Annotated in this window: 20 protein-coding genes; 4 read left to right on the top strand and 16 right to left on the bottom strand. The window is 71.9% G+C overall.

Annotated features, from left to right (window positions below):
- Window positions 1-26: 26 nt before the first annotated feature.
- From J7I94_RS16570 to rsmH, 16 genes are all read right to left on the bottom strand, one after another.
- Window positions 27-311, bottom strand: a complete 285-nt coding sequence (locus tag J7I94_RS16570; RefSeq protein ID WP_030248691.1) for a YggT family protein — start codon at window positions 309-311, stop codon at window positions 27-29.
- 46 nt (window positions 312-357) lie between these two features.
- Window positions 358-999, bottom strand: a complete 642-nt coding sequence (locus tag J7I94_RS16565) for a cell division protein SepF (RefSeq protein ID WP_215167876.1) — start codon at window positions 997-999, stop codon at window positions 358-360.
- 129 nt (window positions 1000-1128) lie between these two features.
- Window positions 1129-1848: a YggS family pyridoxal phosphate-dependent enzyme gene (locus J7I94_RS16560; protein ID WP_215167875.1), complete on the bottom strand. Its 720-nt coding sequence runs from the start codon at window positions 1846-1848 to the stop codon at window positions 1129-1131.
- A gap of 6 nt (window positions 1849-1854) precedes the next feature.
- Window positions 1855-2583 (bottom strand): peptidoglycan editing factor PgeF, encoded by a 729-nt coding sequence (gene pgeF / locus J7I94_RS16555; RefSeq protein ID WP_215167874.1) that lies wholly within the window; start codon window positions 2581-2583, stop codon window positions 1855-1857.
- The gene (gene ftsZ, locus J7I94_RS16550) at window positions 2580-3785 is read right to left on the bottom strand and encodes a cell division protein FtsZ (RefSeq protein WP_215167873.1); all 1206 of its coding nucleotides are present in this window, start codon (window positions 3783-3785) and stop codon (window positions 2580-2582) included. Before ftsZ ends, pgeF begins: the two co-directional genes overlap by 4 nt.
- A gap of 287 nt (window positions 3786-4072) precedes the next feature.
- Window positions 4073-4867 (bottom strand): FtsQ-type POTRA domain-containing protein, encoded by a 795-nt coding sequence (locus J7I94_RS16545; RefSeq protein ID WP_215167872.1) that lies wholly within the window; start codon window positions 4865-4867, stop codon window positions 4073-4075.
- Window positions 4868-4892: 25 nt separating this feature from the next.
- Window positions 4893-5990, bottom strand: coding sequence for an undecaprenyldiphospho-muramoylpentapeptide beta-N-acetylglucosaminyltransferase (murG, locus tag J7I94_RS16540; RefSeq protein WP_215167871.1), 1098 nt, complete (start codon window positions 5988-5990; stop codon window positions 4893-4895).
- Between the two features lie 6 nt (window positions 5991-5996).
- A complete protein-coding gene (gene ftsW / locus J7I94_RS16535) occupies window positions 5997-7367 on the bottom strand; it encodes a putative lipid II flippase FtsW (protein WP_215167870.1) in 1371 nt (456 codons plus the stop codon).
- A gap of 74 nt (window positions 7368-7441) precedes the next feature.
- On the bottom strand, window positions 7442-8848 hold the full coding sequence (murD, locus tag J7I94_RS16530; protein ID WP_215167927.1) for a UDP-N-acetylmuramoyl-L-alanine--D-glutamate ligase: 1407 nt from the start codon (window positions 8846-8848) through the stop codon (window positions 7442-7444).
- Between the two features lie 8 nt (window positions 8849-8856).
- The gene (mraY, locus tag J7I94_RS16525) at window positions 8857-9954 is read right to left on the bottom strand and encodes a phospho-N-acetylmuramoyl-pentapeptide-transferase (RefSeq protein ID WP_215167928.1); all 1098 of its coding nucleotides are present in this window, start codon (window positions 9952-9954) and stop codon (window positions 8857-8859) included.
- Complete coding sequence (gene murF, locus J7I94_RS16520) at window positions 9954-11360, bottom strand: UDP-N-acetylmuramoyl-tripeptide--D-alanyl-D-alanine ligase (protein ID WP_215167869.1); 1407 nt, start codon at window positions 11358-11360, stop codon at window positions 9954-9956. The genes mraY and murF overlap by 1 nt, the downstream gene beginning before the upstream one ends.
- A 28-nt stretch (window positions 11361-11388) precedes the next feature.
- Entirely contained in the window at window positions 11389-12945 is a 1557-nt protein-coding gene (locus tag J7I94_RS16515) for a UDP-N-acetylmuramoyl-L-alanyl-D-glutamate--2,6-diaminopimelate ligase (protein ID WP_215167926.1), read from the bottom strand.
- A gap of 175 nt (window positions 12946-13120) precedes the next feature.
- Window positions 13121-15097 (bottom strand): penicillin-binding protein 2, encoded by a 1977-nt coding sequence (locus J7I94_RS16510; protein WP_215167868.1) that lies wholly within the window; start codon window positions 15095-15097, stop codon window positions 13121-13123.
- The gene (locus tag J7I94_RS16505) at window positions 15094-15288 is read right to left on the bottom strand and encodes a hypothetical protein (protein ID WP_215167867.1); all 195 of its coding nucleotides are present in this window, start codon (window positions 15286-15288) and stop codon (window positions 15094-15096) included. Before J7I94_RS16505 ends, J7I94_RS16510 begins: the two co-directional genes overlap by 4 nt.
- Window positions 15285-15734, bottom strand: a complete 450-nt coding sequence (locus J7I94_RS16500; protein ID WP_215167866.1) for a septum formation initiator family protein — start codon at window positions 15732-15734, stop codon at window positions 15285-15287. Before J7I94_RS16500 ends, J7I94_RS16505 begins: the two co-directional genes overlap by 4 nt.
- A 64-nt stretch (window positions 15735-15798) precedes the next feature.
- On the bottom strand, window positions 15799-16755 hold the full coding sequence (gene rsmH, locus J7I94_RS16495; protein WP_215167865.1) for a 16S rRNA (cytosine(1402)-N(4))-methyltransferase RsmH: 957 nt from the start codon (window positions 16753-16755) through the stop codon (window positions 15799-15801).
- Window positions 16756-17200: 445 nt separating this feature from the next.
- Here rsmH and J7I94_RS16490 point away from each other — a divergent pair, with 445 nt between their 5' ends.
- From J7I94_RS16490 to J7I94_RS16475, 4 genes are all read left to right on the top strand, one after another.
- On the top strand, window positions 17201-17746 hold the full coding sequence (locus J7I94_RS16490; protein ID WP_215167864.1) for a carbonic anhydrase: 546 nt from the start codon (window positions 17201-17203) through the stop codon (window positions 17744-17746).
- 288 nt (window positions 17747-18034) lie between these two features.
- A complete protein-coding gene (locus J7I94_RS16485; protein ID WP_215167863.1) occupies window positions 18035-19057 on the top strand; it encodes a MoxR family ATPase in 1023 nt (340 codons plus the stop codon).
- Window positions 19057-20433 carry a DUF58 domain-containing protein gene (locus tag J7I94_RS16480; protein WP_215167862.1) on the top strand — a complete coding sequence of 459 codons (1377 nt, stop codon included), beginning with the start codon at window positions 19057-19059 and terminating at the stop codon, window positions 20431-20433. The genes J7I94_RS16485 and J7I94_RS16480 overlap by 1 nt, the downstream gene beginning before the upstream one ends.
- Window positions 20430-22826 (top strand): DUF3488 and transglutaminase-like domain-containing protein, encoded by a 2397-nt coding sequence (locus J7I94_RS16475; protein ID WP_215167861.1) that lies wholly within the window; start codon window positions 20430-20432, stop codon window positions 22824-22826. Before J7I94_RS16480 ends, J7I94_RS16475 begins: the two co-directional genes overlap by 4 nt.
- Window positions 22827-22896: the final 70 nt, after the last annotated feature.

Here is a 22896-nt window from a genome sequence, read left to right as displayed (position 1 = left end):
CGGCAAGCCCGTATCTCTCTCATCGCTCACAGCCGGCTCACGATCGAGATCAGGATGTAGACGATGATCATCAGTACGAAGAAGGACAGGTCGAGCGCCACGCCCCCGAGACGCAGCGGCGGAATGACCCGCCGCAGGAGCTTCAACGGTGGATCGGTGACAGTGTAGGTGGCCTCCAGTACGACCACCATCGCCTTGCCGGGTTGCCACGAGCGGGCGAACTGGAAGACGTAGTCCATGACCAACCGGAAGATCAGCACGATGAGGAAGCACATCAGCGCGATGTAGACGACATCCAGGACCACGCTCATGACCCTTGCTTCCCTCTCCCCTGACCCGACTCACCGGTGTTACGTCTCAGCTCTGGTTGAAGAACCCGCCCTCTGCGATGCGGGCCTTGTCCTCCGCCGTGACATCGACGTTAGCAGGAGACAGCAGGAACACCTTCTGCGTCACCCGCTCGATACTGCCGTGAAGACCAAACACCAGACCAGCCGCAAAGTCGACAAGTCGCTTCGCGTCCGTGTCGTCCATCTCCGTGAGATTCATGATCACCGGAGTGCCCTCACGGAAGTGTTCCCCGATGGTACGGGCCTCGTTGTAGGTCCGTGGGTGAAGCGTGGTGATCCGGTAGGGCTCTCGTTCGGAGACGACCTTGGGCATGATGACCGGTGCGCTCTTTTCCAGGCTCGCGCGTTCTTGTGTGATGGATGCCACGGGCGCGATCCGGGCGGGTCGCCCGGATTCCGCGGGTAGCGAAGCAGACCGGGCCACCGGCTCGCGAGGCGCGGGCGGTTGTACGACTCGCACCTCTTCGTCCCTTTGTGGCTGATGTGAACCATGCCCCTGATGCGCCGGTTCATGCCTCCGGTGATCCCGTTCGGGCTCCGGGTCGAGTTCGGGTTCGAAGTCGTCGTCGGGGTCGAAACCCCGGCCGTCGTACCCATCGTCCTCCACGAGGCCGAGGTAGACCGCCATCTTGCGCATCGCGCCGGCCATGCTCTGAGTCCTCCGCTCTGTGGTGGATCGGCTGACGACTGCCAAATGCCCGCGATCCACGAGGTCGTTGTTTCCGCCTTTCGGCGGTAATGACCATATTTTCTGCTGTGGTCCGACTTCTTGGCGACGTTACCCGAGCCTGGGGCGGACACCGAGTACCGCAGTGCCGACGCGCACATGTGTCGCTCCGGCGGCCACGGCCTGTTCGAGGTCCGCACTCATCCCTGCCGAGACCATGTTCGCAGCCGGATGGGCGCGACGCAGGTCGGTCGCCACATCCATGAGGCGCTCGAACGCGGCCTGTTGGCGCCCGGCGTACTCCCCGGTCAGCGGGGCCACCGTCATCAGTCCGTCGAGCCGGAGCCCCGGCGACGAGGCCACGAGGCCGGCCAGTTCTCCGACCTGGTCGGGTGCCACGCCGCCCCGCTCGCCCCGCCCGTCCGCCCCCGCGTCGAAGGCGACCTGGACGAGACAGCCGAGCTCGCGCCCGGCCCGTACCGCCTCCTTGGACAGGGCGGTGACGAGCCGTGAGCGGTCGACGGACTGCACGAGACCGGCGTAACCGACCACGGATCGTACCTTGTTGGTCTGCAGCTGACCTACGAAGTGCCAGGTGAGCGGCAGATCCGCGCACGCGGCGGCCTTGGGTGCCGCGTCCTGGTCCCGGTTCTCGGCGACGTGCCGCACGCCCAGCTCCGCCAGGGCGCGCACATCGCTCGCCGGATAGGTCTTGGTGACCACGATCAGGGTCACCTCCTCGCGGGCCCGGCCGGCGGCGGCGCACGCGGCGGCGATGCGCTCCTCCACCTTCGCCAGATTGGCGGCGAGTTCGTCCTTACGTTCCGTCATGCCCCATCAGTCCAGCCAGACATAGCCCGCGAGCCGCCCGGTGGTGCGGTCGCGTCGGTACGAGAAGTGGTCCTTCGACTCCAGCGTGCACACCAGCGACTGCGCCCGGTCGCGCACCCCGAGCCGTTCGAGCTGCGCGCGCACTCCGGCGGCGACGTCGACCGCCGGAGTGCCCCAGCTCGTCACGGCGTGCGCCGCCGGTTCGACGGCGGCCACTTCGGCGCGCATCGTCTGGGGCACCTCGTAGCACCGGCCGCAGACCGAGGGTCCGGTGCGGGCGACGATCCGGGCGGGGTCGGCGCCGAGTCGGGTCATGGCGCGTACGGCGGCGGGGACGACGCCGGCGATCATGCCGGGCCGGCCGGCGTGGGCGGCGGCGGCGATCCCCGCGACGGGATCGGCGAGCAGGACGGGTACGCAGTCGGCGGTGAGCACGGCGAGAGCGAGTCCCCGCTCGGCGGTGACGATCGCGTCGGTGTCCGGCACCGGCCGGGCGCCCCAGGGCGCGTCGACCACCTCGACGTCCGCCCCGTGCACCTGGTTCATCCAGACCACCCGGTCCGCGTCCAGGCCCAGTGCCCCGGCCGCCCGTTCCCGGTTGGCCCGCACGGCGTCGGGGTCGTCTCCGACCGCGCCGCCCAGGTTGAGCTCCTCGTACGGAACGGCGCTCACCCCGCCCCACCGGTCGGTGAAGGCGAAGTGCGCGCCGCTCACGGTGTCGCGCTGTCCTATCACTTCAAGAAGTCCGGCACGTCCAGCTCCTCGGCCGCGCTGTCCGAGTAGGTCCGGGACGGCGGGACCGGCGGGGTGACCGGCGGCAGGTCGCTGACCGGCTCCGGCGCGACGGGCTCCGGCTCCTCCTTCGGCTTGACGCTGCCGAGCGAGCCGAAGGACGGGCGGCTCTCGGGCTGCCGGACCGGCGGGGCGGGGGGCTGCTCCTCGCGCTTGGCGGAGGACGAGCCGAGCACGTTGTCCCGCTTGGCGGGCGGCTGGCCGCCGTCGAAGCCGGCCGCGATGACCGTGACCCGGACCTCGTCGCCGAGGGCGTCGTCGATGACGGCGCCGAAGATGATGTTGGCCTCGGGGTGGGCGGCCTCGCTGACCAGCTGGGCGGCCTCGTTGATCTCGAACAGGCCGAGGTCGGAGCCGCCGGAGATGGAGAGCAGCACGCCACGGGCGCCGTCGATGGAGGCTTCGAGGAGCGGCGAGGAGATCGCCATCTCGGCGGCGGCCACCGCGCGGTCGTCGCCGCGGGCCGAGCCGATGCCCATCAGGGCGGAACCGGCCTCGGACATGACCGACTTGACGTCGGCGAAGTCCAGGTTGATCAGGCCGGGCGTGGTGATGAGGTCGGTGATGCCCTGCACACCGGAGAGCAGGACCTGGTCCGCCGACTTGAAGGCGTCCAGGACGGAGACCTGGCGGTCCGAGATGGACAGCAGCCGGTCGTTGGGGATGACGATGAGGGTGTCGACCTCTTCACGCAGTTCGGCGATGCCGTCCTCGGCCTGGTTGGCCCGGCGCCGTCCCTCGAAGGTGAACGGGCGGGTGACCACGCCGATGGTGAGGGCGCCGAGCGAGCGGGCGATGTTCGCCACCACGGGCGCGCCGCCGGTGCCGGTGCCGCCGCCCTCACCGGCCGTCACGAAGACCATGTCGGCCCCCTTGAGGACCTCCTCGATCTCCTCGCGGTGGTCCTCGGCGGCCTTGCGGCCGACGGCCGGGTTGGCTCCGGCGCCGAGTCCGCGGGTGAGTTCACGGCCGACGTCGAGCTTGACGTCGGCGTCGCTCATCAACAGGGCTTGCGCGTCGGTGTTGATGGCGATGAACTCGACGCCCTTGAGACCGACCTCGATCATCCGGTTGATGGCATTGACACCACCGCCGCCGACACCGATGACTTTGATGACTGCGAGGTAGTTCTGCGGTGCTGCCACGTCGAAGGCCTCTCGCCTCGAGTTACGTGTCGTCGAACCGCTGGAGCACTGCTGCCCCGCGACCCGACGACTGATGCCGAATGGGACGGTCCGTAGCGCCGACCCGAACCCTAACCCTGAAGTTTAGGGTTACCAGTGTGTCTGTTCCCTGGAGTCTTCTGAACAGGACACTAAGTCGACAAGTGGCGCGCGTTCAACGAACACGCCGAACCTCCCGTTTTTCTTTTCACCCTATGTGATCAGCCATAGCGCTGCCCAACCAGGGTGCTGGCCTGCACCGATACCCGTCAACTCCCTGATGAGGCCGGGGCAGTGGGAACACTTACGTCGAAGTGCCGCGCACCGGGCGCGGCTTTCATCAGCGCGGTGAGCGCGCGCGCCTTGTCCGCGCCCTTTTCACCGCTTCCCCACGCGACGGTACGCCCGCCGGTCAACTCCAGCGAGATGTCGTCGAAGGAACGCACCTTGACCAGCCGGGTGTCACGCGCGACCGGGTCCGGCACCCGGCCGGCGACCCGGACCGCCTCCCGGGCGAGCCGGTCCTCGCCGAAACGGCGCAGGCTCGCGGCGGCCGAACCCGGGCGGGACACCGCCAATTCCAGCAGGGGAACACCCTTGGGTGCACGGGAAACCGTGGCGAATCGGACACCGCCGTCGTCCACTTCCACATACTTGTCGCCGTTTTGCACCAACAGAACCGGAGTGCGCTCTGTCACTTTCAGCTCGATTCCGTCGGGCCAGGAACGGTCGGCCTCAATCACGTCAATTCGGGGCAATTTCTTCGTCAAACGCGCTTCGATGGTCTCGATGCCGACGGAAATGAGCGGCTCCCCGACCGGGACGTCGGCGGCCTCGCGCACCTGCTCGGGGGTCAGCACCCGGGTCCCGGAGACCGAGACCTCTTCCACCCGGAGCCAGGCCGACCCGTAGAAGAGCCAGCCGGCCGCCCCGCCCAGGGTCACGAGGAGGGCGGCCAGGATGACGATCGTACGAAGGCGGGGGCGCTTGAAGCGCCGGACGCGGGGCGGGCCGGACGACTCCCGCCTGCGTGCGCCGCGTTCGGCGGTGGTCGGTCCGGCCACGCTTCCTGCCCTCCGTCAGATGTGCCTAGCGCTGTGCACGGGCGGCGCTGATCGCCTCGTACACCATGCCGACGAGCAGGTCGTCGGCGTCCCGGCGGCCGAACTCGGCGGCGGCGCGGGACATCTCGTACAGCCGGTGCGGGTCGGCGAGCACGGGCAGCACGTTCTGCTGGACCCACTCGGGGGTGAGTTCCGCGTCGTCGACCAGCAGTCCGCCGCCGGCCTTGACCACCGGCTGGGCGTTGAGCCGCTGTTCGCCGTTGCCGATGGGCAGCGGGACGTAGGCGGCCGGGAGTCCGACGGCGGAGAGTTCGGCGACGGTCATCGCGCCCGCGCGGCAGAGCATCATGTCGGCCGCGGCGTACGCGAGGTCCATCCGGTCCAGATAACTTACCGGGATGTACGGGGGCATCCCCGGCATCTGCTGCACCTGCGGCAGTTCGTTCTTCGGGCCGACCGCGTGCAGGATCTGGATGCCGGCCTGCTGGAGCCAGGGCGCGACCTGCTGGACCACCTCGTTGAGGCGGCGGGCGCCCTGCGAGCCGCCGGAGACGAGGAGCGTCGGCAGATTGGGGTCGAGCCCGAACATGGCGCGGGCCTCGGGGCGGGCGGCGGCCCGGTCCAGGGTGGCCACCGAGCGGCGCAGCGGGATGCCGATGTAACGGGAGTTGCGCAGTTTGCTGTCGGGGGTGGAGACGGCGACCTGACGGGCGTACCGGGAGCCGATCTTGTTGGCCAGGCCGGGGCGGGCGTTGGCCTCGTGGACGACGATCGGCACGCCGAGGCGCTTGGCCGCGAGGTAGCCGGGCAGGGCGACGTAGCCGCCGAAGCCGACCACGGCGTCGGCCTTGGTGCGCTCCAGGATCTGCTCGGTCGCCTTGATGGTGCCGCGCAGCCGGCCCGGGACGGTGATCAGCTCGGGGGTGGGCTTGCGCGGCAGCGGTACGGCCGGGATCAGCGCCAGTTCGTACCCGCGCTCGGGTACGAGACGGGTCTCCAGGCCGCGCTCCGTGCCCAGGGCCGTGATGCCCACGGTCGGGTCCTGCCTGCGCAGGGCGTCCGCGAGGGCGAGCGCGGGCTCGATGTGGCCCGCGGTTCCTCCGCCGGCGAGTACGACATGCACCGAAATTCACCGCTCTCCGGACGAGCGTGCCGCCGAGGCACGCCGTCGCATCGTGTTCCAACTCCGGGGCCTCCGCTTGGACCCGGTGCCCCCGGTCCCCCGCTTTCTACCAAAGCGAGGTTGCCGCATCGCAAGCGCCGCCCGCGCAGCGGGCTCGTCGCGTGCGAAGGCGATCAGCAGCCCGATGGCGAACATGGTCGGCAGCAGGGCGGAACCTCCGTAGGAGAACAGCGGGAGCGGGACACCGGCGATCGGCAGCAGTCCGAGGACAGCGCCGATGTTGATCACGGCCTGGGCCGTGATCCAGGTGGTCACGCCTCCCGCGGCATACCTGACGAAGGGGTCCTCCGTGCGTCCGGCCACGCGGATACCCGCATAGCCTAGAGCCGCGAAGAGGGCGAGCACCGACAGCGTCCCCGCCAAGCCCAGTTCCTCACCGGTGACGGCGAAGATGAAGTCGGTGTGCGCTTCGGGGAGTTGACCCCATTTCTCCACGCTGGCGCCCAGTCCGGAACCGAAGAGTCCGCCGGAGGCGAGGGCGTAGATGCCGTGCACGGCCTGCCAGCAGTCCCCCTCGGGACTCATCTCGGTGGCGCCGATGCAGGCGAAGCGGTCGAGCCGGTTCGGGTTGGTCTGGATGAGGATCACCCCGAGCAGCCCGGCGACCGAGAGCACGCCCGCGAACATCCGGGTGGGCGCCCCCGCCAGCCACAGCAGCCCGAAGGCGATGGCGGTCAGGATGATCGCGGTGCCCATGTCACCCCCGAGCATGATCAGTCCGAGGAGGAGGAAGGCGACCGGCACCAGCGGCACCAGCATGTGCTTCCACTGGGTCAGCAGCCGCTTGTCCTGTTTGCGGGCGAGCAGGTCGGCGCCCCACAGCACCAGGGCGAGCTTGCCGAACTCGCTGGGCTGGAGCTGGAAGGGGCCGCCGACGGAGATCCAGTTCTGGTTGCCGTTGACCGACATCCCTATCCCCGGCACCTGCACCAACGCCATCAGGAAGACCGCGCCGGCCAGGATCGGGTAGGCCAGCGCCCGGTGCAGCTTGACCGGCATCCGCATGGCGGCGAGCAGCAGCGCGGCGCCGATCGCGGCGGCCAGGAACTGTTTGCGGAAGAAGTACGAGCCCGGCAGCGAGAGCTGGAGCGCGGTGATCTGGGAGGCCGAGTAGACCATCACGAGGCCGAGCACGGTGATCAGCGCACTGCCGCCGGCGATCAGGTAATAGGCGGTCAGCGGCCGGTCCCAGGCCCGTTGCAGCCGGGTGTACAGCCGCAGCACCGGGTTCTCGGGCGTCGTCCGCCGGGCGGCGGGCCGCTGGACGGTCCGCTGTGCGGGCGGCCGTCCGGTACGGCTGCCGGGACTACCGGGCATCGCAGCCTCCGCTGTACGTCGGCCTGGACCGTCCCACGTGTCCCTCCCGTGGTCACCCGGCGCGGCAGGCCGGGTCAGGCGCCGAGTTCGCGAACGGCCTGTGCGAACGCGTCACCGCGCTTGTTGTAGTTGGCGAACATGTCCATGGAAGCGCAGGCCGGGGCCAGCAGCACCGTGTCGCCGGGCCGGGCGAGCCGCCGCGCCTCCTGGACGGCCGCGAGCATCGCCCCAGTGTCGGTCCGGTCGAGGTCGACGACCGGTACCTCGGGGGCGTGTCGCGCCAGAGCTTCGCGGATCAGCGCGCGGTCGGCGCCGATCAGCACCACGCCGCGCAGCCGCTTCGCCGCGCCCGTGACCAGTTCGTCGAAGGTGGCGCCCTTGGCGAGGCCGCCGGCGATCCACACGATCGACTCGTACGCCGCCAAGGAGGCCTCGGCGGCATGGGTGTTGGTCGCCTTGGAGTCGTCCACGTAGGCCACGCCGTCCACGTCGGCGACGTGCGCGATGCGGTGGGCGTCCGGGGTGAAGGCGCGCAGCCCGTCGCGGACGGCCGCCGGGGGCACCCCGTAGGCGCGGGCGAGGGCGGCGGCGGCCAGCGCGTTGGCGATGTTGTGCGGGGCCGGCGGGTTCACGTCGGCGACCTCGGCCAGCTCCTGGGCGTTCTTCTGCCGGTTCTCCACGAAGGCGCGGTCGACCAGGATGCCGTCCACGACGCCGAGTTGGGAGGGCGCCGGGGCGCCGAGGGTGAAGCCGATGGCCCGGCAGCCCTCCTCGACGTCGGCCTCGCGGACCAGGGCCTCGGTGGCCGGGTCGGCGGCGTTGTAGACGCAGGCGATCCGATTGCCCTCGTAGACGCGGCCCTTGTCGGCGGCGTACGCCTCCATCGAGCCGTGCCAGTCGAGGTGGTCGGGGGCGAGGTTGAGGACGGCGGCCGAGTGGGCGCGCAGCGAGGGCGCCCAGTGGAGCTGGTAGCTGGACAGCTCCACCGCGAGGACGTCGTACTCCTCCTCGCCGGTGACCGCGTCCAGCAGGGAGACGCCGATGTTGCCGACGGCGGCGGTGCGCAGGCCCGCCGCCTTCAGGATCGAGGCGAGCATCTGGACGGTGGTGGTCTTGCCGTTGGTGCCGGTGACCGCCAGCCAGGGGGCGGCGTTCTCGCCCCGCAGCCGCCAGGCCAGTTCGACGTCGCCCCAGACGGGGACGCCGGCCGCGGTGGCCGCCGTGAAGAGCGGCTTGGTCGGCTTCCAGCCGGGGGCGGTGACGATCAGGTCGGTGCCCTCGGGCAAGGAGTCGCCGTCGCCGAGGCGCACGGTGATGCCGAGCGCCTCCAGTTCCGCCGCCTGCGCCCGCGCGCGCTCGTCCGCGCCGTCGTTGACGACGGTGACGCGCGCGCCGAGGCCGTGCAGGACCTTGGCCGCCGGTACTCCGGAGACGCCGAGTCCGGCGACGGTGACGTGCTTGCCCTGAAGTTCCGAGGACACCGAGTCGGTCACTTGTCCGCTGCCCATCCCGCGTAGAAGAGGCCCAGTCCGACGATCACACAGATGCCCTGGATGATCCAGAAGCGGACCACGACAAGGACCTCGGACCAGCCTTTGAGTTCGAAGTGGTGCTGGAGTGGCGCCATCCGGAAGACGCGCTTGCCGGTCATCCGGAACGAGCCGACCTGGATGACCACCGACATGGTGATCAGGACGAACAGGCCGCCGAGGATGGCCATCAGCAGCTCGGTACGGGAGCAGATCGCCAGACCCGCCAGCACACCGCCGAGCGCGAGCGAACCGGTGTCGCCCATGAAGATCTTGGCCGGCGAGGTGTTCCACCACAGGAAGCCCAGGCAGGAGCCCATCAGCGCGGAGGCGACCACCGCCAGGTCGAGGGGGTCCCGTACCTCGTAGCAGGCACCCGGGTTGGTCAGGGTCTGCGCGTTGGCGCAGGACTCCTGGAACTGCCAGACGCCGATGAAGGTGTAGGCGCCGAAGACGAGGACGGAGGCGCCGGTGGCCAGACCGTCCAGGCCGTCGGTGAGGTTCACGCCGTTGGACATCGCCAGGATCATGAACAGCGCCCAGACCACGAACAGCACCGGGCCGATCGTCCAGCCGAAGTCCGTGATGAACGACAGCTTGGTGGAGGCCGGGGTGTTGCCGCGGCTGTCCGCGAACTGGAGCGAGAGCACCGCGAAGGCGATGCCGACGATCAGCTGGCCGGCCATCTTCGCCTTGGCCCGCAGACCCAGCGAACGCCGCTTGACGATCTTGATGTAGTCGTCCAGGAAGCCGACCAGACCCATGCCGACCATCAGGCCGAGCACCAGCAGACCCGAGAAGGTCGGCGCCGCGTCGACGTCGGGGTCGGGCTCCAGGTAGCTGGTGATGATCTTGGCCAGGAAGTACGCGGCGACGGTCGCCAGGATGAAGGCGATACCGCCCATCGTCGGCGTACCGCGCTTGCTGGCGTGCTCGCGCGGGCCGTCGTCACGGATGTACTGGCCGTAGCCCTTGCGGGCGAGGAGCTTGATCAGCAACGGGGTGCCGACCAGCGTCAGGAAGAGACCGATGACTCCCGCGAACAGGATCTGCTTCATCATCGGGCGGCTACCTCACCCTCGGTGCCGGTCTCGAGCAGCGCCGTGGCGACCGCTTCCAGACCCACCGAACGGGACGCCTTCACGAGCACGACGTCCCCCGGGCGCAACTCGCTGCGCAACAGGTCGATCGCCGCCTGTGCGTCGGACACGTGCACCGACTCCTCACCCCACGAACCCTCGTTGTATGCGCCCAGTTGCAGCCATTGGGCTTCCCTGCCCCCGACCGCGACGAGCTTGCTGACGTTGAGCCGGACGGCGAGCCGTCCGACCGCGTCGTGCTCGGCGAGCGCCTCGTCCCCGAGCTCGGCCATCTTGCCGAGCACCGCCCACGTACGACGTCCGTTGCCCATCGCGGCCAGCGCGCGCAGCGCGGCCTTCATGGACTCGGGGTTCGCGTTGTAGGCGTCGTTGACGAGCGTCACGCCGTCCGGGCGCTCGGTGACCTCCATCCGCCAGCGGGAGAGGGAGCCCGCCTCGGAGAGCGCGGTGGCGATCTCGTCTGCGGACATGCCCAACTCGTGGGCGACGGCGGCCGCGGCGAGCGCGTTCGACACGTGATGCTCACCGTACAGGCGCATCGTCACATCGCTTGCACCGGAGGGTGTGTGAAGCCTGAACGCGGGCTGTCCGGTGTCCGTTAGTCGCACGTTCTCGGCGCGAACGTCCGCTTCGCCGGACTCTCCGAAAAGGATCACCTTCGCCTTCGTTCGGGCGGCCATGGCCCGTACGTAGGGGTCGTCCGCGTTGAGGACCGCGGTGCCGTCTTCCGGAAGGGCTTCTACGAGTTCGCCCTTGGCCTGCGCGATCTGCTCCCGGCCCCCGAACTCGCCGATGTGCGCGGAGCCGACGTTGAGGACGAGGCCGATCTTCGGCGGGGTCAGTCCGGCGAGGTACCGGATGTGGCCGATGCCGCGGGCGCCCATCTCCAGGACGAGGAAACGGGTCTCCTCGGTGGCGGTCAGGGCGGTCAGCGGCAGCCCGATCTCGTTGTTGAGCGAGCCCGGCGTGAACACCGTCGGCGCCTTGCGCCCGATCACCTGCGCGATGAGGTCCTTGGTGCTGGTCTTGCCCGCCGAGCCGGTGAGCGCCACCAGGGTGGCCCCCAGGCGCCGTACGACGTGGCGGGCGAGGGCGCCGAGGGCGGCCTGGACGTCGTCCACGACGATCGCGGGCACGCCGACGGGCCGGGAGCCGAGCACGGCCACCGCTCCCGCCTCGACGACCGCCGGCGCGAAGTCGTGGCCGTCCACGCGTTCGCCGACGAAGGCGACGAAGAGGCTGCCGGGTCCCGCCTCGCGGGAGTCCCGGACGACCGGTCCGGTGACCTCGGCCGACGGATCCGGTATGTCGTGCATCTGCCCGCCGACGACTTCTGTGATCTCGGCGAGAGAGAGGGCGATCACAAGTACATCCCCTGGATCATGCGGGATTTCATCCCTGGGTCTTCTGGATGGCCTGGGTCTGCTGAAGGGCCTGGTTCTCCTGGATGGCTTCGCGGAGCACCTGGCGGTCGTCGAAGGGACGCACCACCCCGGCGATGTCCTGCCCCTGCTCGTGGCCCTTGCCCGCGACCAGCACCGTGTCGCCGGGCTCGGCCCGGGCCACGGCGGCGGCGACGGCGGCGGCCCGGTCCTCGAAGACCTGCACCTCGCCGCGCTCGTGGGCGGGCACGGAGGCGGCGCCCTGGAGCATGGTGGCGAGGATCGCGAGCGGGTCCTCGGAGCGGGGGTTGTCGGAGGTCAGTACGGCGGTGTCGGCGTGCCGCGCGGCGGCGGCGCCCATCGGCATCCGCTTGGTGGTGTCCCGGTCGCCGCCGCAGCCGAGGACGACGTGCAGTCGGCCCTCGGTCACCTTGCGCAGCGCCTTGAGGACCGACTCGACCGCGTCGGTCTTGTGCGCGTAGTCGACCACCGCGAGGTACGGCTGTCCGGCGTCCACCCGCTCCAGGCGGCCCGGCACCCCCGGCACCGCCGCGACCCCGTCGGCCGCGGCCCGGGGGTCGAGGCCGGCGGCGGCGAGCGCGACGATCGCGGCGAGGGTGTTGGCCACGTTGAACGGCCCGGCCAGCGGGGAGCGGGCGGTGAACCGCTCGCCCTTCGGACTGACCACGGTGAACGCCGAGTCCAGCGGGCCGACCTCCACGTCCTCGGCCCGCCAGTCGGCGTCGGGGTGTCCCTCGGCCGAGTAGGTGACGACCGGGACCGTGGCCTCGCGGGCGAGCCGGCGGCCGTACTCGTCGTCGGCGTTGACCACGCCGAGCCGGCTGCGCTCCGGGGTGAAGAGCTGCGCCTTGGCCTGGAAGTAGTCCTCCATGCCGGAGTGGAACTCCATGTGCTCCGGGCTGAGGTTGGTGAAGACGGCGACGTCGAAGACGCAGCCGTCGACCCGGCCGAGCACCAGGGCGTGGCTGGAGACCTCCATGGCGACCGCCTCGGTGCCACGCTCGCGCATCACCGCGAAGAGCGCCTGGAGGTCGGTGGCCTCGGGCGTGGTCCGCTCCGACTTGATGCGCTCGTCGCCGATGCGCATCTCGACCGTGCCGATCAGGCCGGTGGCCTTCTCGGTGCGCAGACCGCCCTCCACCAGGTAGGCCGTGGTGGTCTTGCCGGAGGTGCCGGTGATGCCGATCTGGAGCAGGTCGCGGCCGGGGTGTCCGTAGATCGTCGCGGCCAGCTCGCCCATCTCCGCGCGCGGGTCCTCGACCGCCAGCACCGGCAGTCCGGTGGCGGCGGCGCGCTCGGCACCGGACGGGTCGGTCAGCACGGCGGCGGCGCCCAGACCGGCGGCCTGGGTGACGAAGTCGGCGCCGTGGGCACGGGCGCCGGGCAGGGCGGCGTACAGGTCACCGGGGCGGACGGCACGCGAGTCGTGGGTGATGCCCGTGACGGCGGCGTCGCCCTCCGGGGCGGTGACACCCAGCTGACCGGCGAGCTCCGCGAGGGGTGTGGCGGAGACCCGCGCCGGCCGGGGCGGTCCCGGGTAGGTCACGGGGTGGCCCTTCTGGGTGGTTTGGGACTGATCAGGCTGTGGCACGGCGGTGAGCGTACCGGGCGCACCCGCCTGCCCGCGAAGTGAGGGGCGGGGGCCGTTCTGGTTCCCGGGATCGGGGGTGATCGTTGTCACGGGGTGGTTCCTGGTGGCTCGGTACTGCGTCGGAAACGGGTCAGGGTTTGAAGGTGACCGGGAGGTTCGCGGGGTCGGTGCCGGTGGGCGGGACCTGGAGGGTCTTCAGGGCGAACTCCATGACCTGCTTGTAGACGGGGCCGCAGATCTGGCCGCCGAAGTAGCTGCCCTCGGTGGCGTTCTGGATGGCGCAGTAGACGGTGACCCGGGGCTCGTCGGCGGGCGCGAACCCGGCGAAGGACGAGGTGTACCCCTTGTACTGGCCGGTGGCCGGATCCACTCGGTTGGCCGTACCGGTCTTGCCCGCCACCCGGTAGCCGGGGATGCGGGCCTTGGTGCCGGTGCCCTCTTCGTCGTCGACGACCGACTCCAGCATCTGCGACAGAGTCTTCGCGGTCTTCTCACTGATCACCCGCGTCTTCTTCGGCTTCTCGGCGGGCGTGTACCCGCCTTCGGCGTCCTTCGTCCCCTTCACCAGCGTCGGTTCGATCCGTACGCCGCCGTTGGCGATCGTGGAGTAGACGGAGGCCGCCTGGAGCGCGTTGACGGACACGCCCTGGCCGAAAGGGATCGTGTACTGCTGCGAGGTGGACCACTGTCCGGGCGCGGCGAGGATGCCCTTCGTCTCGCCGGGGAAACCGAGGCCGCTGTAGCTGCCGAGGCCGAACTTGCGCAGGTAGGAGTAGAGGACCTGGTTGGCCTCCTCCTGGGTCTTGCCGAGCTCGCCGGTGGCCAGGATGGTGCCGATGTTGCTCGACTTGGCGAGCACGCCGTTGAGCGTGAGGTACCAGGTGGGGTGGTCGATGTCGTCCTTGAAGAGGCGGTCGCCGCGGTGCAGCCGGTTGGGGACGGTGACGTGGGTGTCTGCGGTGGCGGCGCCCTCCTCCAGTACGGCGGCCATCGACATCACCTTGGCGGTGGAGCCGGGCTCGAACGCGTCCTGGAGGGCGCCGTTGCCGAGCGCGTCGGGGTCGGCGTGGGCCAGGTCGCCCGGGTCGAAGCCGGGTGAGTTGGCCATGGCGAGGATCTCGCCGGTCCGCGTGTCCTGGACGATGACGTAGCCGCCGTCGGCCTCGGACTCCTTCACCTGCTCGGTGATGGCGTCCTGCGCCGCCCACTGGATGTCGCGGTCCAGGGTCAGTTCGACGTCGCTGCCGGGCACGGCGGGCGTCTCGTTGCGGCCGACGGTGGGGACCTGGTGGCCGCCGGACTGGGCGTAGCGGATCTCGCCGTCCTCGCCGGCCAGTATCTTGTCGAGCTGGCGTTCGAGGCCGCCGCTGCCCTCGCCCTCGGAGTTGACCCAGCCGATCACCCCGGCGGCGAGGTCGCCGTTGGGGTAGATCCGCTTGCTGCTGGGGTCGGCGAAGACGCCGGCGAGGACGTTGACGGTGGACTGGTCCGTCTCCGCCTTCTTGGACAGGGCGGTCTTCAGGTCCTGGATCTGGTTCCACTCCTGCGGGGTGCGGGCGCGGGCCAGACGGACGTAGCGCAGTTGCTTGTTGTCCGGGCGCAGGGTGGCCGCCAGCTCCTCCTCGTCCTCGCCGAGGATCGGGGCGAGCAGCGCCGCCGCCTGCTCGGGCCCGTCGTCGACCTTGAGCTGCTCTCGGGTGAACATCGTGGGGTCGGCGGTGATGTCGTAGGCGTCCACGGTGGTCGCCAGGGCCACGCCGTTGCGGTCGGTGATGCCGCCGCGGGCGGCGGTCAGGGTGTGGACGACGTACCGGTTCAGCTCGGCCTTGGCGGTGTACGTGCCGGCGTCGACGGCCTGCACCTGGAGCAGGCGTACGACGAAGGCGATCAGGACCAGCGCCAGGGCGAACCCGACCAGGCGCAGCCGGGGGCGGGGGCTGCCGAGCCGGATGGTCCGCGGGGCCGCGCCGCGGGGCGGGGCCGGACGGCGGGCCGGGCGGGCTCCGGGGCCGGGCTGCCGCGTACCGCCGGGCCGGGCCGGCCGCGCGGGACCGGGCACCCGGCGGCGCGTCGGTTGCCTGCCGAAGTCGTCGGGCACTTCCGTCACCTGCCGGGGGTCGGGGTCGTCGGGGCGGGAGCGAGCGAGCCGGCGGGGACCGGGGCCGCCGCGCCCGGCGACGCGGTGAGCGCCGCGGGCGCGAGGGCCGCCGCGGGCGCGAGGGCCGAGGAGGCCGCGGCGCGGACGGGCACCCGGCGGCGCGTCGGTTGCCTGCCGAAGTCGTCGGGCACTTCCGTCACCTGCCGGGGGTCGGGGTCGTCGGGGCGGGGGTGGCCTGCGTGAGCGCCTCGGGGGCGAGGACCAGGGGCGTCGCGCCCGCGGCGGGGCTCGGGGAGCCCTTGACCGTGCCGTCGGGGGCGAGGAAGGCCGGGTCGCCGCCGGGCACCATGCCCAGCTCACGGGCCCGGCGCTGGAGGGCCTGGGGCGCGGAGTAGGCGTCGACGTCCCGCTGGAGGGCCTGCTCCTCGTCGGTCAGCTCCTTGGTCTGCTGCTCCAGGTCGTCGAGCTGGAACGACCCCTCGCTCAGCGCGGAGTTCAGCACCAGCAGTCCGATGAGCCCGCCGCCGAGCAGGAGCACGACGAGGACGACGAAGGGGGTGCGGGCGGCCTGCCCTCCCCCGCCGCCGGCCGGGAAGAGCCGGGCGAGCCGGGCGGCCCTGCCCCTCAGTTCCGGTGCGCCTTTCACAGCCCCTCCCCTCCCCGGTCCGGGCCGCGCCCGTACCGTCCCCGCCGCTCGGGCCTGACTCGGTTCACTCGGTGGACTCCCTGATCCGCTCCGCGCCGCGCAGCCGCGCCGGGGCCGCCCGACGGTTCTCGGCGATCTCCTCCTCGGTGGGAAGTTCGGCACCGCGGGTGAGCAGCTTGAGCCGGGGCGCGTACCGCTCGGGGACCACCGGCAGCCCCGGCGGGGCCGTGTTGGCCGCGCCCGCCGCGAGGACCTGCTTGACCAGCCGGTCCTCCAGCGAGTGGTAGGACAGCACGGCGATCCGTCCGCCGACGGCGAGCGCCTCGACGGCGGCCGGGATCGCCCGCTCCAGGACCGACAGCTCGCCGTTGACCTCGATGCGCAGCGCCTGGAAGGTGCGCTTGGCCGGGTTGCCGCCGGTGCGCTTGGCGGCCTGCGGCAGCGCGCCGCGGATCAGCTCCACCAGCCGGGCGCTGTTGGTGAACGGCTCCTTCTCCCGCTCCCGGACGATCGCGGAGACGATCCGCTTGGCCTGCTTCTCCTCGCCGTAGGCGCGCAGGATGCGGACGAGTTCGCCCGGCGGGTAGGTGTTGAGGACCTCCGCGGCGCTCATGCCGGTCGTCTGGTCCATGCGCATGTCCAGCGGGGCGTCCTGCGCGTACGCGAAGCCGCGGTCGGCCTCGTCGAGCTGCATGGAGGAGACGCCGAGGTCGAACAGCACGCCCTGGACGCGGGGGACGCCGAGCCGGTCGAGCACGTCGGGCAGCTCGTCGTAGACGGCGTGCACCAGGGTGGCGCGCTCGCCGTAGGGGGCGAGCCGCTCGCCGGACAGGCGCAGGGCCTCCTTGTCGCGGTCCAGGGCGACGAGCCGGGCCTCGGGGAAGCGCTCCAGCAGGGCCTCGCTGTGCCCGCCGAGGCCGAGGGTGCAGTCGACGACCACCGCCCCCGGTTCCTCCAGGGCGGGCGCCAGCAGGTCCAGGCACCGCTGGAGCATCACCGGGACGTGTCGACTCTGGCTCAAGGGGGGTCGGCCTCTCGGATCCGGCGCGGCGTCACGCACCGTCGGGTCCCCATCCTCCCCCGGCGGGGCGGGGACCCCCGTGACGGGGGAACCTGCCGGCGCCGGAAGCGTCGGCCGGCCGGGAGCGGGAGGAGGCCGAGCCGTACGTACGCGCCGCGCACGTGGGGAGTACGGGCACCACGGCGCCCAGGTCTCCGGGGTTTCAGTCCAGCGGGGAGAGCCTCGCCTCCCGCTTCGCGTCACTTTAGTCCACCCTGTCTCCCGGTCAATCAACCGGCCTGCGCGTCGCGGGCCCGGGGGCCCGGGAAGCGGGATCCGGGGGCACTTCACCCGTACGGACGCACGGTGACCACTCCTGTGGGTTAGCTCACACCAGGGCTCCCCGGCGTTCTTTGTCCGTCTTCACGGCGGGCCGTGCGCGCCGGTGACCAGTAACGTCAGGGATATGACGACTTCTGCATCTGTTCCCGCAGGCTCCGACGCCGCCACCGGCGGCGGCACCGTCACCGACCGCCTCGTCGAGGCGAACGCGCGCTACGCCGCCGACTTCGCCGACCCCGGGATGGACGCCCGTCCCGTCCTGCGCGTCGCGGTCGTGGCCTGCATGGACGCCCGACTCGACCTGCACGCCGCGCTCGGCCTGAACCTCGGCGACTGCCACACCATCCGCAACGCGGGCGGTGTGGTCACCGACGACGTGATCCGCTCCCTGACCGTCAGCCAGCGCAAGCTGGGCACCCGCAGCGTGGTCCTCATCCACCACACCGGCTGCGGCATGGAGACCCTCACCGAGGACTTCCGCACCGAACTGGAGACGGAGGTCGGCCAGCGCCCGGTCTGGGCGGTGGAGTCCTTCCGGGACGTCGACCAGGATGTACGGCAGTCGATCCAGCGGGTGCGCACCTCCCCGTTCCTGGCGCACACCGACGACGTACGCGGCTTCGTCTTCGACGTGCGGACCGGCCGGTTGCGGGAGATCGACCCGGCCTGACACGCCGTACCCGAGGCACCGGACCGGGCCGCGCCCGGTCCGGGCGCGGCGCGGTCCGGGCCCGGGTGGCGTCAGCGGCCTCGGGTGACATCGGGTGACAGCACATCGATAGGACACGCGAAAGACCGCAAGGTCCGACATATCGCGGGCAGTTGTCCACAGGCGAGTGACACGAATCGGTAACGGCAGCAAGAATGCGGGGAGCGGTGCCGCGCGGGACCTCTTCCGCGGGGTGTCCGTGGTCCGGGGGCTCCTACGGGGGCAAGGGGAAAGACCGAGGAGGACCGGGTGACGACCTATGACGATCGAGCGAGTCTCACTGATCTGACCGCTGTGGTCGAGCGGGTACGCGAGTCGGTGGAGGGCGTGATCGAGGGCAAGCCCGAGGTCGTCCGGCTCTCCCTGACGGTGCTGCTCGCCGAGGGACATCTGCTGATCGAGGACGTCCCGGGGGTCGGGAAGACCATGCTGGCCAAGGCGCTGGCCCGGTCCGTGGACTGCTCGGTGCGGCGCATCCAGTTCACGCCCGACCTGCTGCCGTCCGACATCACCGGGGTGTCCATCTGGGACCAGCAGCGCCGGGACTTCGAGTTCAAGCCGGGTGCCATCTTCGCCCAGGTGGTGATCGGCGACGAGATCAACCGCGCCTCGCCCAAGACCCAGTCCGCGCTGCTGGAGTCGATGGAGGAGCGGCAGGTCACCATCGACGGCAACACCTATGAGCTGCCCGGCCCCTTCATGGTGGTGGCGACGCAGAACCCGGTGGAGATGGAGGGCACCTACCCGCTCCCCGAGGCCCAGCGCGACCGCTTCATGGCCCGGGTCTCCATCGGCTACCCCAGCGCCGAGGCCGAGTTGCAGATGCTCGACGTGCACGGCGGGGTGAACCCGCTGGACGACCTCCAGCCGGTGGCGCACGCGCACGAGATCCTGAAGCTGATCGAGACGGTCCGCGGCGTCCACGTCGCCGAGCCGGTGCGGCGGTACGCCGTGGACCTGGTCTCCGCCACGCGCGACCACCCCGACCTCAGACTCGGCGCCTCGCCGCGCGCCACCCTGCATCTGCTGCGCGCGGCGAAGGCGACCGCCGCCCTCAGCGGCCGGGAGTACGCGCTGCCGGACGACGTGCAGGCACTCGCCGTCGCCGTGCTGGCGCACCGGCTGCTGCCCACCGCCCAGGCCCAGCTGAACCGCCGTACCTCCGAACAGGTGGTGCAGGAGATCCTCCAGCGCACCCCGGTGCCCTCCGACGGCCGGACGCCGAGCGGTTACGGGCCGGCGTACGGTCAGCAGCCGCCGCGGAGGCTGTGATGACCGCCGGGGGGACGGGCCGGGCGGAGGGCGAGCGGGGGGACGGGGGCGGTCTGCGGACCGCGCTGGCCGGTCTGACCACCCGTGGCCGCTCCTTCCTGGCCGCCGGCGTGGCGGCGGCGATCTGCGCGTACGTCCTCGGGCAGAGCGATCTGCTCCGGGTCGGGCTGCTGCTGGCGGTGCTGCCGCTGGTGTGCGCGGTGGTGCTGTACCGCACGCGGTACCGGGTCGCGGGCAGCCGCAGGCTCTCCCCCGCGCGCGTACCGGCCACCGGCGAGGCCCGGGTCCACCTGCGCGTGGAGAACGTCTCGCGGCTGCCCACCGGCCTGCTGATGCTCCAGGACCGCGTGCCCTACGTGCTCGGCCCCCGCCCCCGCTTCGTCCTCGACCGCGTCGAGGCGGGCGGCAGCCGGGAGGTCTCCTACCGGGTCCGCTCCGACCTGCGCGGCCGCTACCCCCTGGGCCCGCTCCAGCTCCGTCTGACCGACCCGTTCGGCATGTGCGAACTGACCCGTTCCTTCTCGGCGCAGGACACCCTCACGGTGATCCCGCGCGTGGAACCGCTGCCCCCGGTACGCCTGGGCGGCGAGGCCAAGGGGTACGGCGACGGGCGGCAGCGCTCACTGGCCCTGGCGGGCGAGGACGACGTGATCCCGCGCGGGTACCGCCACGGCGACGACCTGCGCCGCGTGCACTGGCGCTCCACCGCCCGCTACGGCGAGCTGATGGTGCGCCGCGAGGAACAGCCGCAGCGGGCCCGCTGCACGGTCCTGCTGGACACCCGGGGCATCGCCTACGAGGGGGCCGGGCCCGACTCGGCCTTCGAGTGGGCGGTGTCGGGCGCGGCGTCGGTCCTGGTGCACATGCTGGAACGGGGCTTCTCCGTCCGGCTGCTGACGGACACCGGCAGTTCGGTGCCGGGCGAGGGCGCCGACGGTTTCGCGGGCGCCACGCAGGAGACGGCGGACGCGGCCGGGCTGATGATGGACACCCTCGCGGTGATCGACCACTCCGACCACACGGGCCTGTCCCGGGCCTACGACGTGCTGCGCGGCGGCAACGAGGGACTGCTGGTGGCGTTCTTCGGCGACCTGGACGAGGAGCAGGCGGCGGTCGCCGCCAAGATGAGCCGGCGCAGCGGCGGCGCCCTCGCCTTCGTCCTGGACAGCGACACCTGGCTGCGGGAACCGACGGACGTCCCCGGCCCGTCGGGCGAGCACGCGGAGCGGCTGCGGCTGCGGCTGCGGCTGCTGCGCGAGTCCGGCTGGACGGCCGTGGGCGTGGAGCGCGGGGCGTCACTGGAGGAACGGTGGCGCCGGGCGGAACAGGAACGCTCCGGCCTCATGACGGCGAACGGCGGGGAGGGCGTGCGATGAGCGGGCGGGCACGGATGGCGTTGTGCGCGTGGGCGGCCACGCTGATGGCGTCGTGCGCGTTGTTGCCGCTGGTCGATCCGGCCACCTGGATCGTGCAGGCCGCGTTGCTGCTGGCGATCCAGTCCGGGGTGGGCGCGGCGGTCCGCCGGGTCCCGTCGGCCCGGTGGCTGACGGTCGCGGCACAGGCCCTGGCCGCGCTGGTGCTGCTGACCCTGGCCTTCGCCCGCGAGCAGTCGTTCGCCGGTCTGGTTCCCGGCCCGGACACCTTCCGGCACTTCGCCGGGCTGCTGGAGCAGGGCGGCGACGACATCGCGCGGTACGCGATCCCGGCGCCGCTGGAGTCCGACGGCATCCGGCTGATGCTGGTCGGCGGCGTGCTGGTGATCGGCCTGCTGGTGGACACCCTCGCGGTGACCTTCCGCGGCGCGGCTCCGGCGGGTCTGCCCCTGCTGGCGCTGTACTCGGTGGCCGCGGGGCTGTCGGACGGCGGCACCGACTGGCTGTGGTTCCTGGTCGCGGCGGCCGGCTATCTGATGCTGCTGCTGGCCGAGGGCCGTGAGCGGCTCTCCCAGTGGGGCCGGGTCTTCGGCGGTGCCCCCCGCGCCCCGGGCGCCGGGCCGGCCCGTGCCCTCGCCCCGGTCCGCACCGGCCGGCGGATCGGCGTGGTCGCGCTGGGCGTCGCCCTGGTGGTGCCGCTCGGTCTGCCCGCGATGAACGGCGGCCTGCTGGGCGGCGCCGGCACGGGCGTGGGCTCCGGCGACGGAGGCGGCGGCACCATCTCGGCGGTGAACCCGCTGGTGTCCCTGCGCGACAGCCTGAACGTGGACGAGAACCGCCAGGTCCTCTTCGTCCGCACCGAGTCGAGCGACATCTCCGACCTCTATCTGCGGATCGTCTCCCTGGACGACTTCGACGGCACCACCTGGAAGCCGTCCAAGCGGCAGATCACCTCCGTCCCGGACGGCGCCTTCCCCACGCCCCCCGGACTCGGCCCCGAGGTCGAGCGCAGGGAGACGCGGACCACGATCTCGGCGGCGGACTGGTACGCCCAGGACTGGCTGCCGATGCCGTACCCGCCGAGCGGCGTGCTGGTCAGCGGCGCCTGGCGGTACGAACCGGTCGGCATGACCCTGGTCGGCGACCACGGCCAGAACACCCGCGGTCTGACGTACGACGTCAAGAGCCTGGAGGTGCGGCCGACGGCGGAGCAGCTGGCCGCCGCGCCGGAGCCCTCGGCGGCGATGGAACGCGAGTTCACCGAGCTGCCCGACTCGCTGCCGGCGATCGTGTCCCGGACCGCCCGGGAGGTCACCGCGGGCGCCACCGACGCCTACGACCAGGCCGTCAGGCTCCAGGAGTACTTCGCGGTCACCGGCGGTTTCGAGTACGACACCCAGGTGCAGGTCGGCAGCGGCTCCCAGGCGATCGCCCGCTTCCTGCGGGACAAGCAGGGCTTCTGCGTGCACTTCTCGTTCGCCATGGCGTCGATGGCCCGTTCCCTGGGCATACCGGCCCGGGTCGCGGTCGGCTTCGCCCCGGGTTCCCCGCAGGCGGACGGGACGGTGTCGGTGGGCCTGCGGGACGCGCACGCCTGGCCGGAGCTGTACTTCGAGGGCGTCGGCTGGACCCGCTTCGAGCCGACCCCCAACCGCGGCTCGATACCGTCGTACACCGTGCCGGACTCGCCGGGCACCACGCTGCCGGACGCCGCCCGCCCGTCCCAGGAGGTGTCGGAGGCGCCGTCCGCCTCCGCGTCGGCGAGCGAGAGCTGCACGGCCCAGGACAAGAAGCTGGACGCCTGCGCGAGCGAGTCCCCGCAGGCCGCGCTCGCCGCCGGCGACGACGGCCCGAAGTGGTACGTCCGGCTGGCCTGGGCGCTGGGCGTGCTGCTGGTCCTGGTCGTCCCGCTCTTCCCGATGCTGTGGCGGGCCCGTCGGCGGGCGCTGCGGCTCGGGGCGCACGGCCGCGGCGCGGCGGACGCGGCGGCCCGCACCCTGGCGGCCTGGCAGGAGCTGACGGACACGGCGTGGGACTACGGCATCGCGCCGGACGAGTCGCGGACCCCGCGCAAGGCCGCGGCCCGGGTCGTGCGGCTGGGGCGGCTCGATCCGCCGGCCGCCGCGGCCGTGCACCGGGTGGCGGACGCCGTGGAGCAGGTCCTCTACGCTCCCCGCCCGCGTCCGGCCACGGTACTGGCGGAGGACGTGTACCGGGCGGCGGCCGGGCTGGGGGCCACGGCCGGCCGGGGAGCGCGGCTGCGCGCCCGCTTCGCACCGCGCTCGGCCGTACGGGTGATCTGGGCGGCGGCGGCCCGCTGGGCCGCTCTCAAGCACCGTGTGGCGTCGGCCCGTCCCGCCCCGCGCAGGCCGAGGGGCCGGGGGGCCGAGAGCTGAGCACGGCCGTAGAACGGGCGAAGAACGAGTGAGGGGCGGCCACCGGTCGGTGGCCGCCCCTCACTCACGT

The sequence above is a fragment of the Streptomyces sp. ISL-12 genome (assembly GCF_018614415.1).
Taxonomy (GTDB): Bacteria; Actinomycetota; Actinomycetes; order Streptomycetales; family Streptomycetaceae; genus Streptomyces.
Note: the sequence above shows the minus strand (reverse complement) of the source record. Positions and strands in the feature narration are given on the sequence as shown.

What these genes read in the sequence shown, in the direction of transcription:
- J7I94_RS16560 (WP_215167875.1), bottom strand. Translation starts at nt 1,848, where the DNA reads ATGACGGAACGTAAGGACGAACTCGCCGCCAATCTGGCGAAGGTGGAG.
- J7I94_RS16570 (WP_030248691.1), bottom strand. Translation starts at nt 311, where the DNA reads ATGAGCGTGGTCCTGGATGTCGTCTACATCGCGCTGATGTGCTTCCTC.
- J7I94_RS16475 (WP_215167861.1), top strand. Translation starts at nt 20,430, where the DNA reads ATGAGCGGGCGGGCACGGATGGCGTTGTGCGCGTGGGCGGCCACGCTG.
- J7I94_RS16490 (WP_215167864.1), top strand. Translation starts at nt 17,201, where the DNA reads ATGACGACTTCTGCATCTGTTCCCGCAGGCTCCGACGCCGCCACCGGC.
- J7I94_RS16480 (WP_215167862.1), top strand. Translation starts at nt 19,057, where the DNA reads ATGACCGCCGGGGGGACGGGCCGGGCGGAGGGCGAGCGGGGGGACGGG.
- J7I94_RS16565 (WP_215167876.1), bottom strand. Translation starts at nt 999, where the DNA reads ATGGCCGGCGCGATGCGCAAGATGGCGGTCTACCTCGGCCTCGTGGAG.
- mraY (WP_215167928.1), bottom strand. Translation starts at nt 9,954, where the DNA reads ATGAAGCAGATCCTGTTCGCGGGAGTCATCGGTCTCTTCCTGACGCTG.
- ftsW (WP_215167870.1), bottom strand. Translation starts at nt 7,367, where the DNA reads ATGCCCGGTAGTCCCGGCAGCCGTACCGGACGGCCGCCCGCACAGCGG.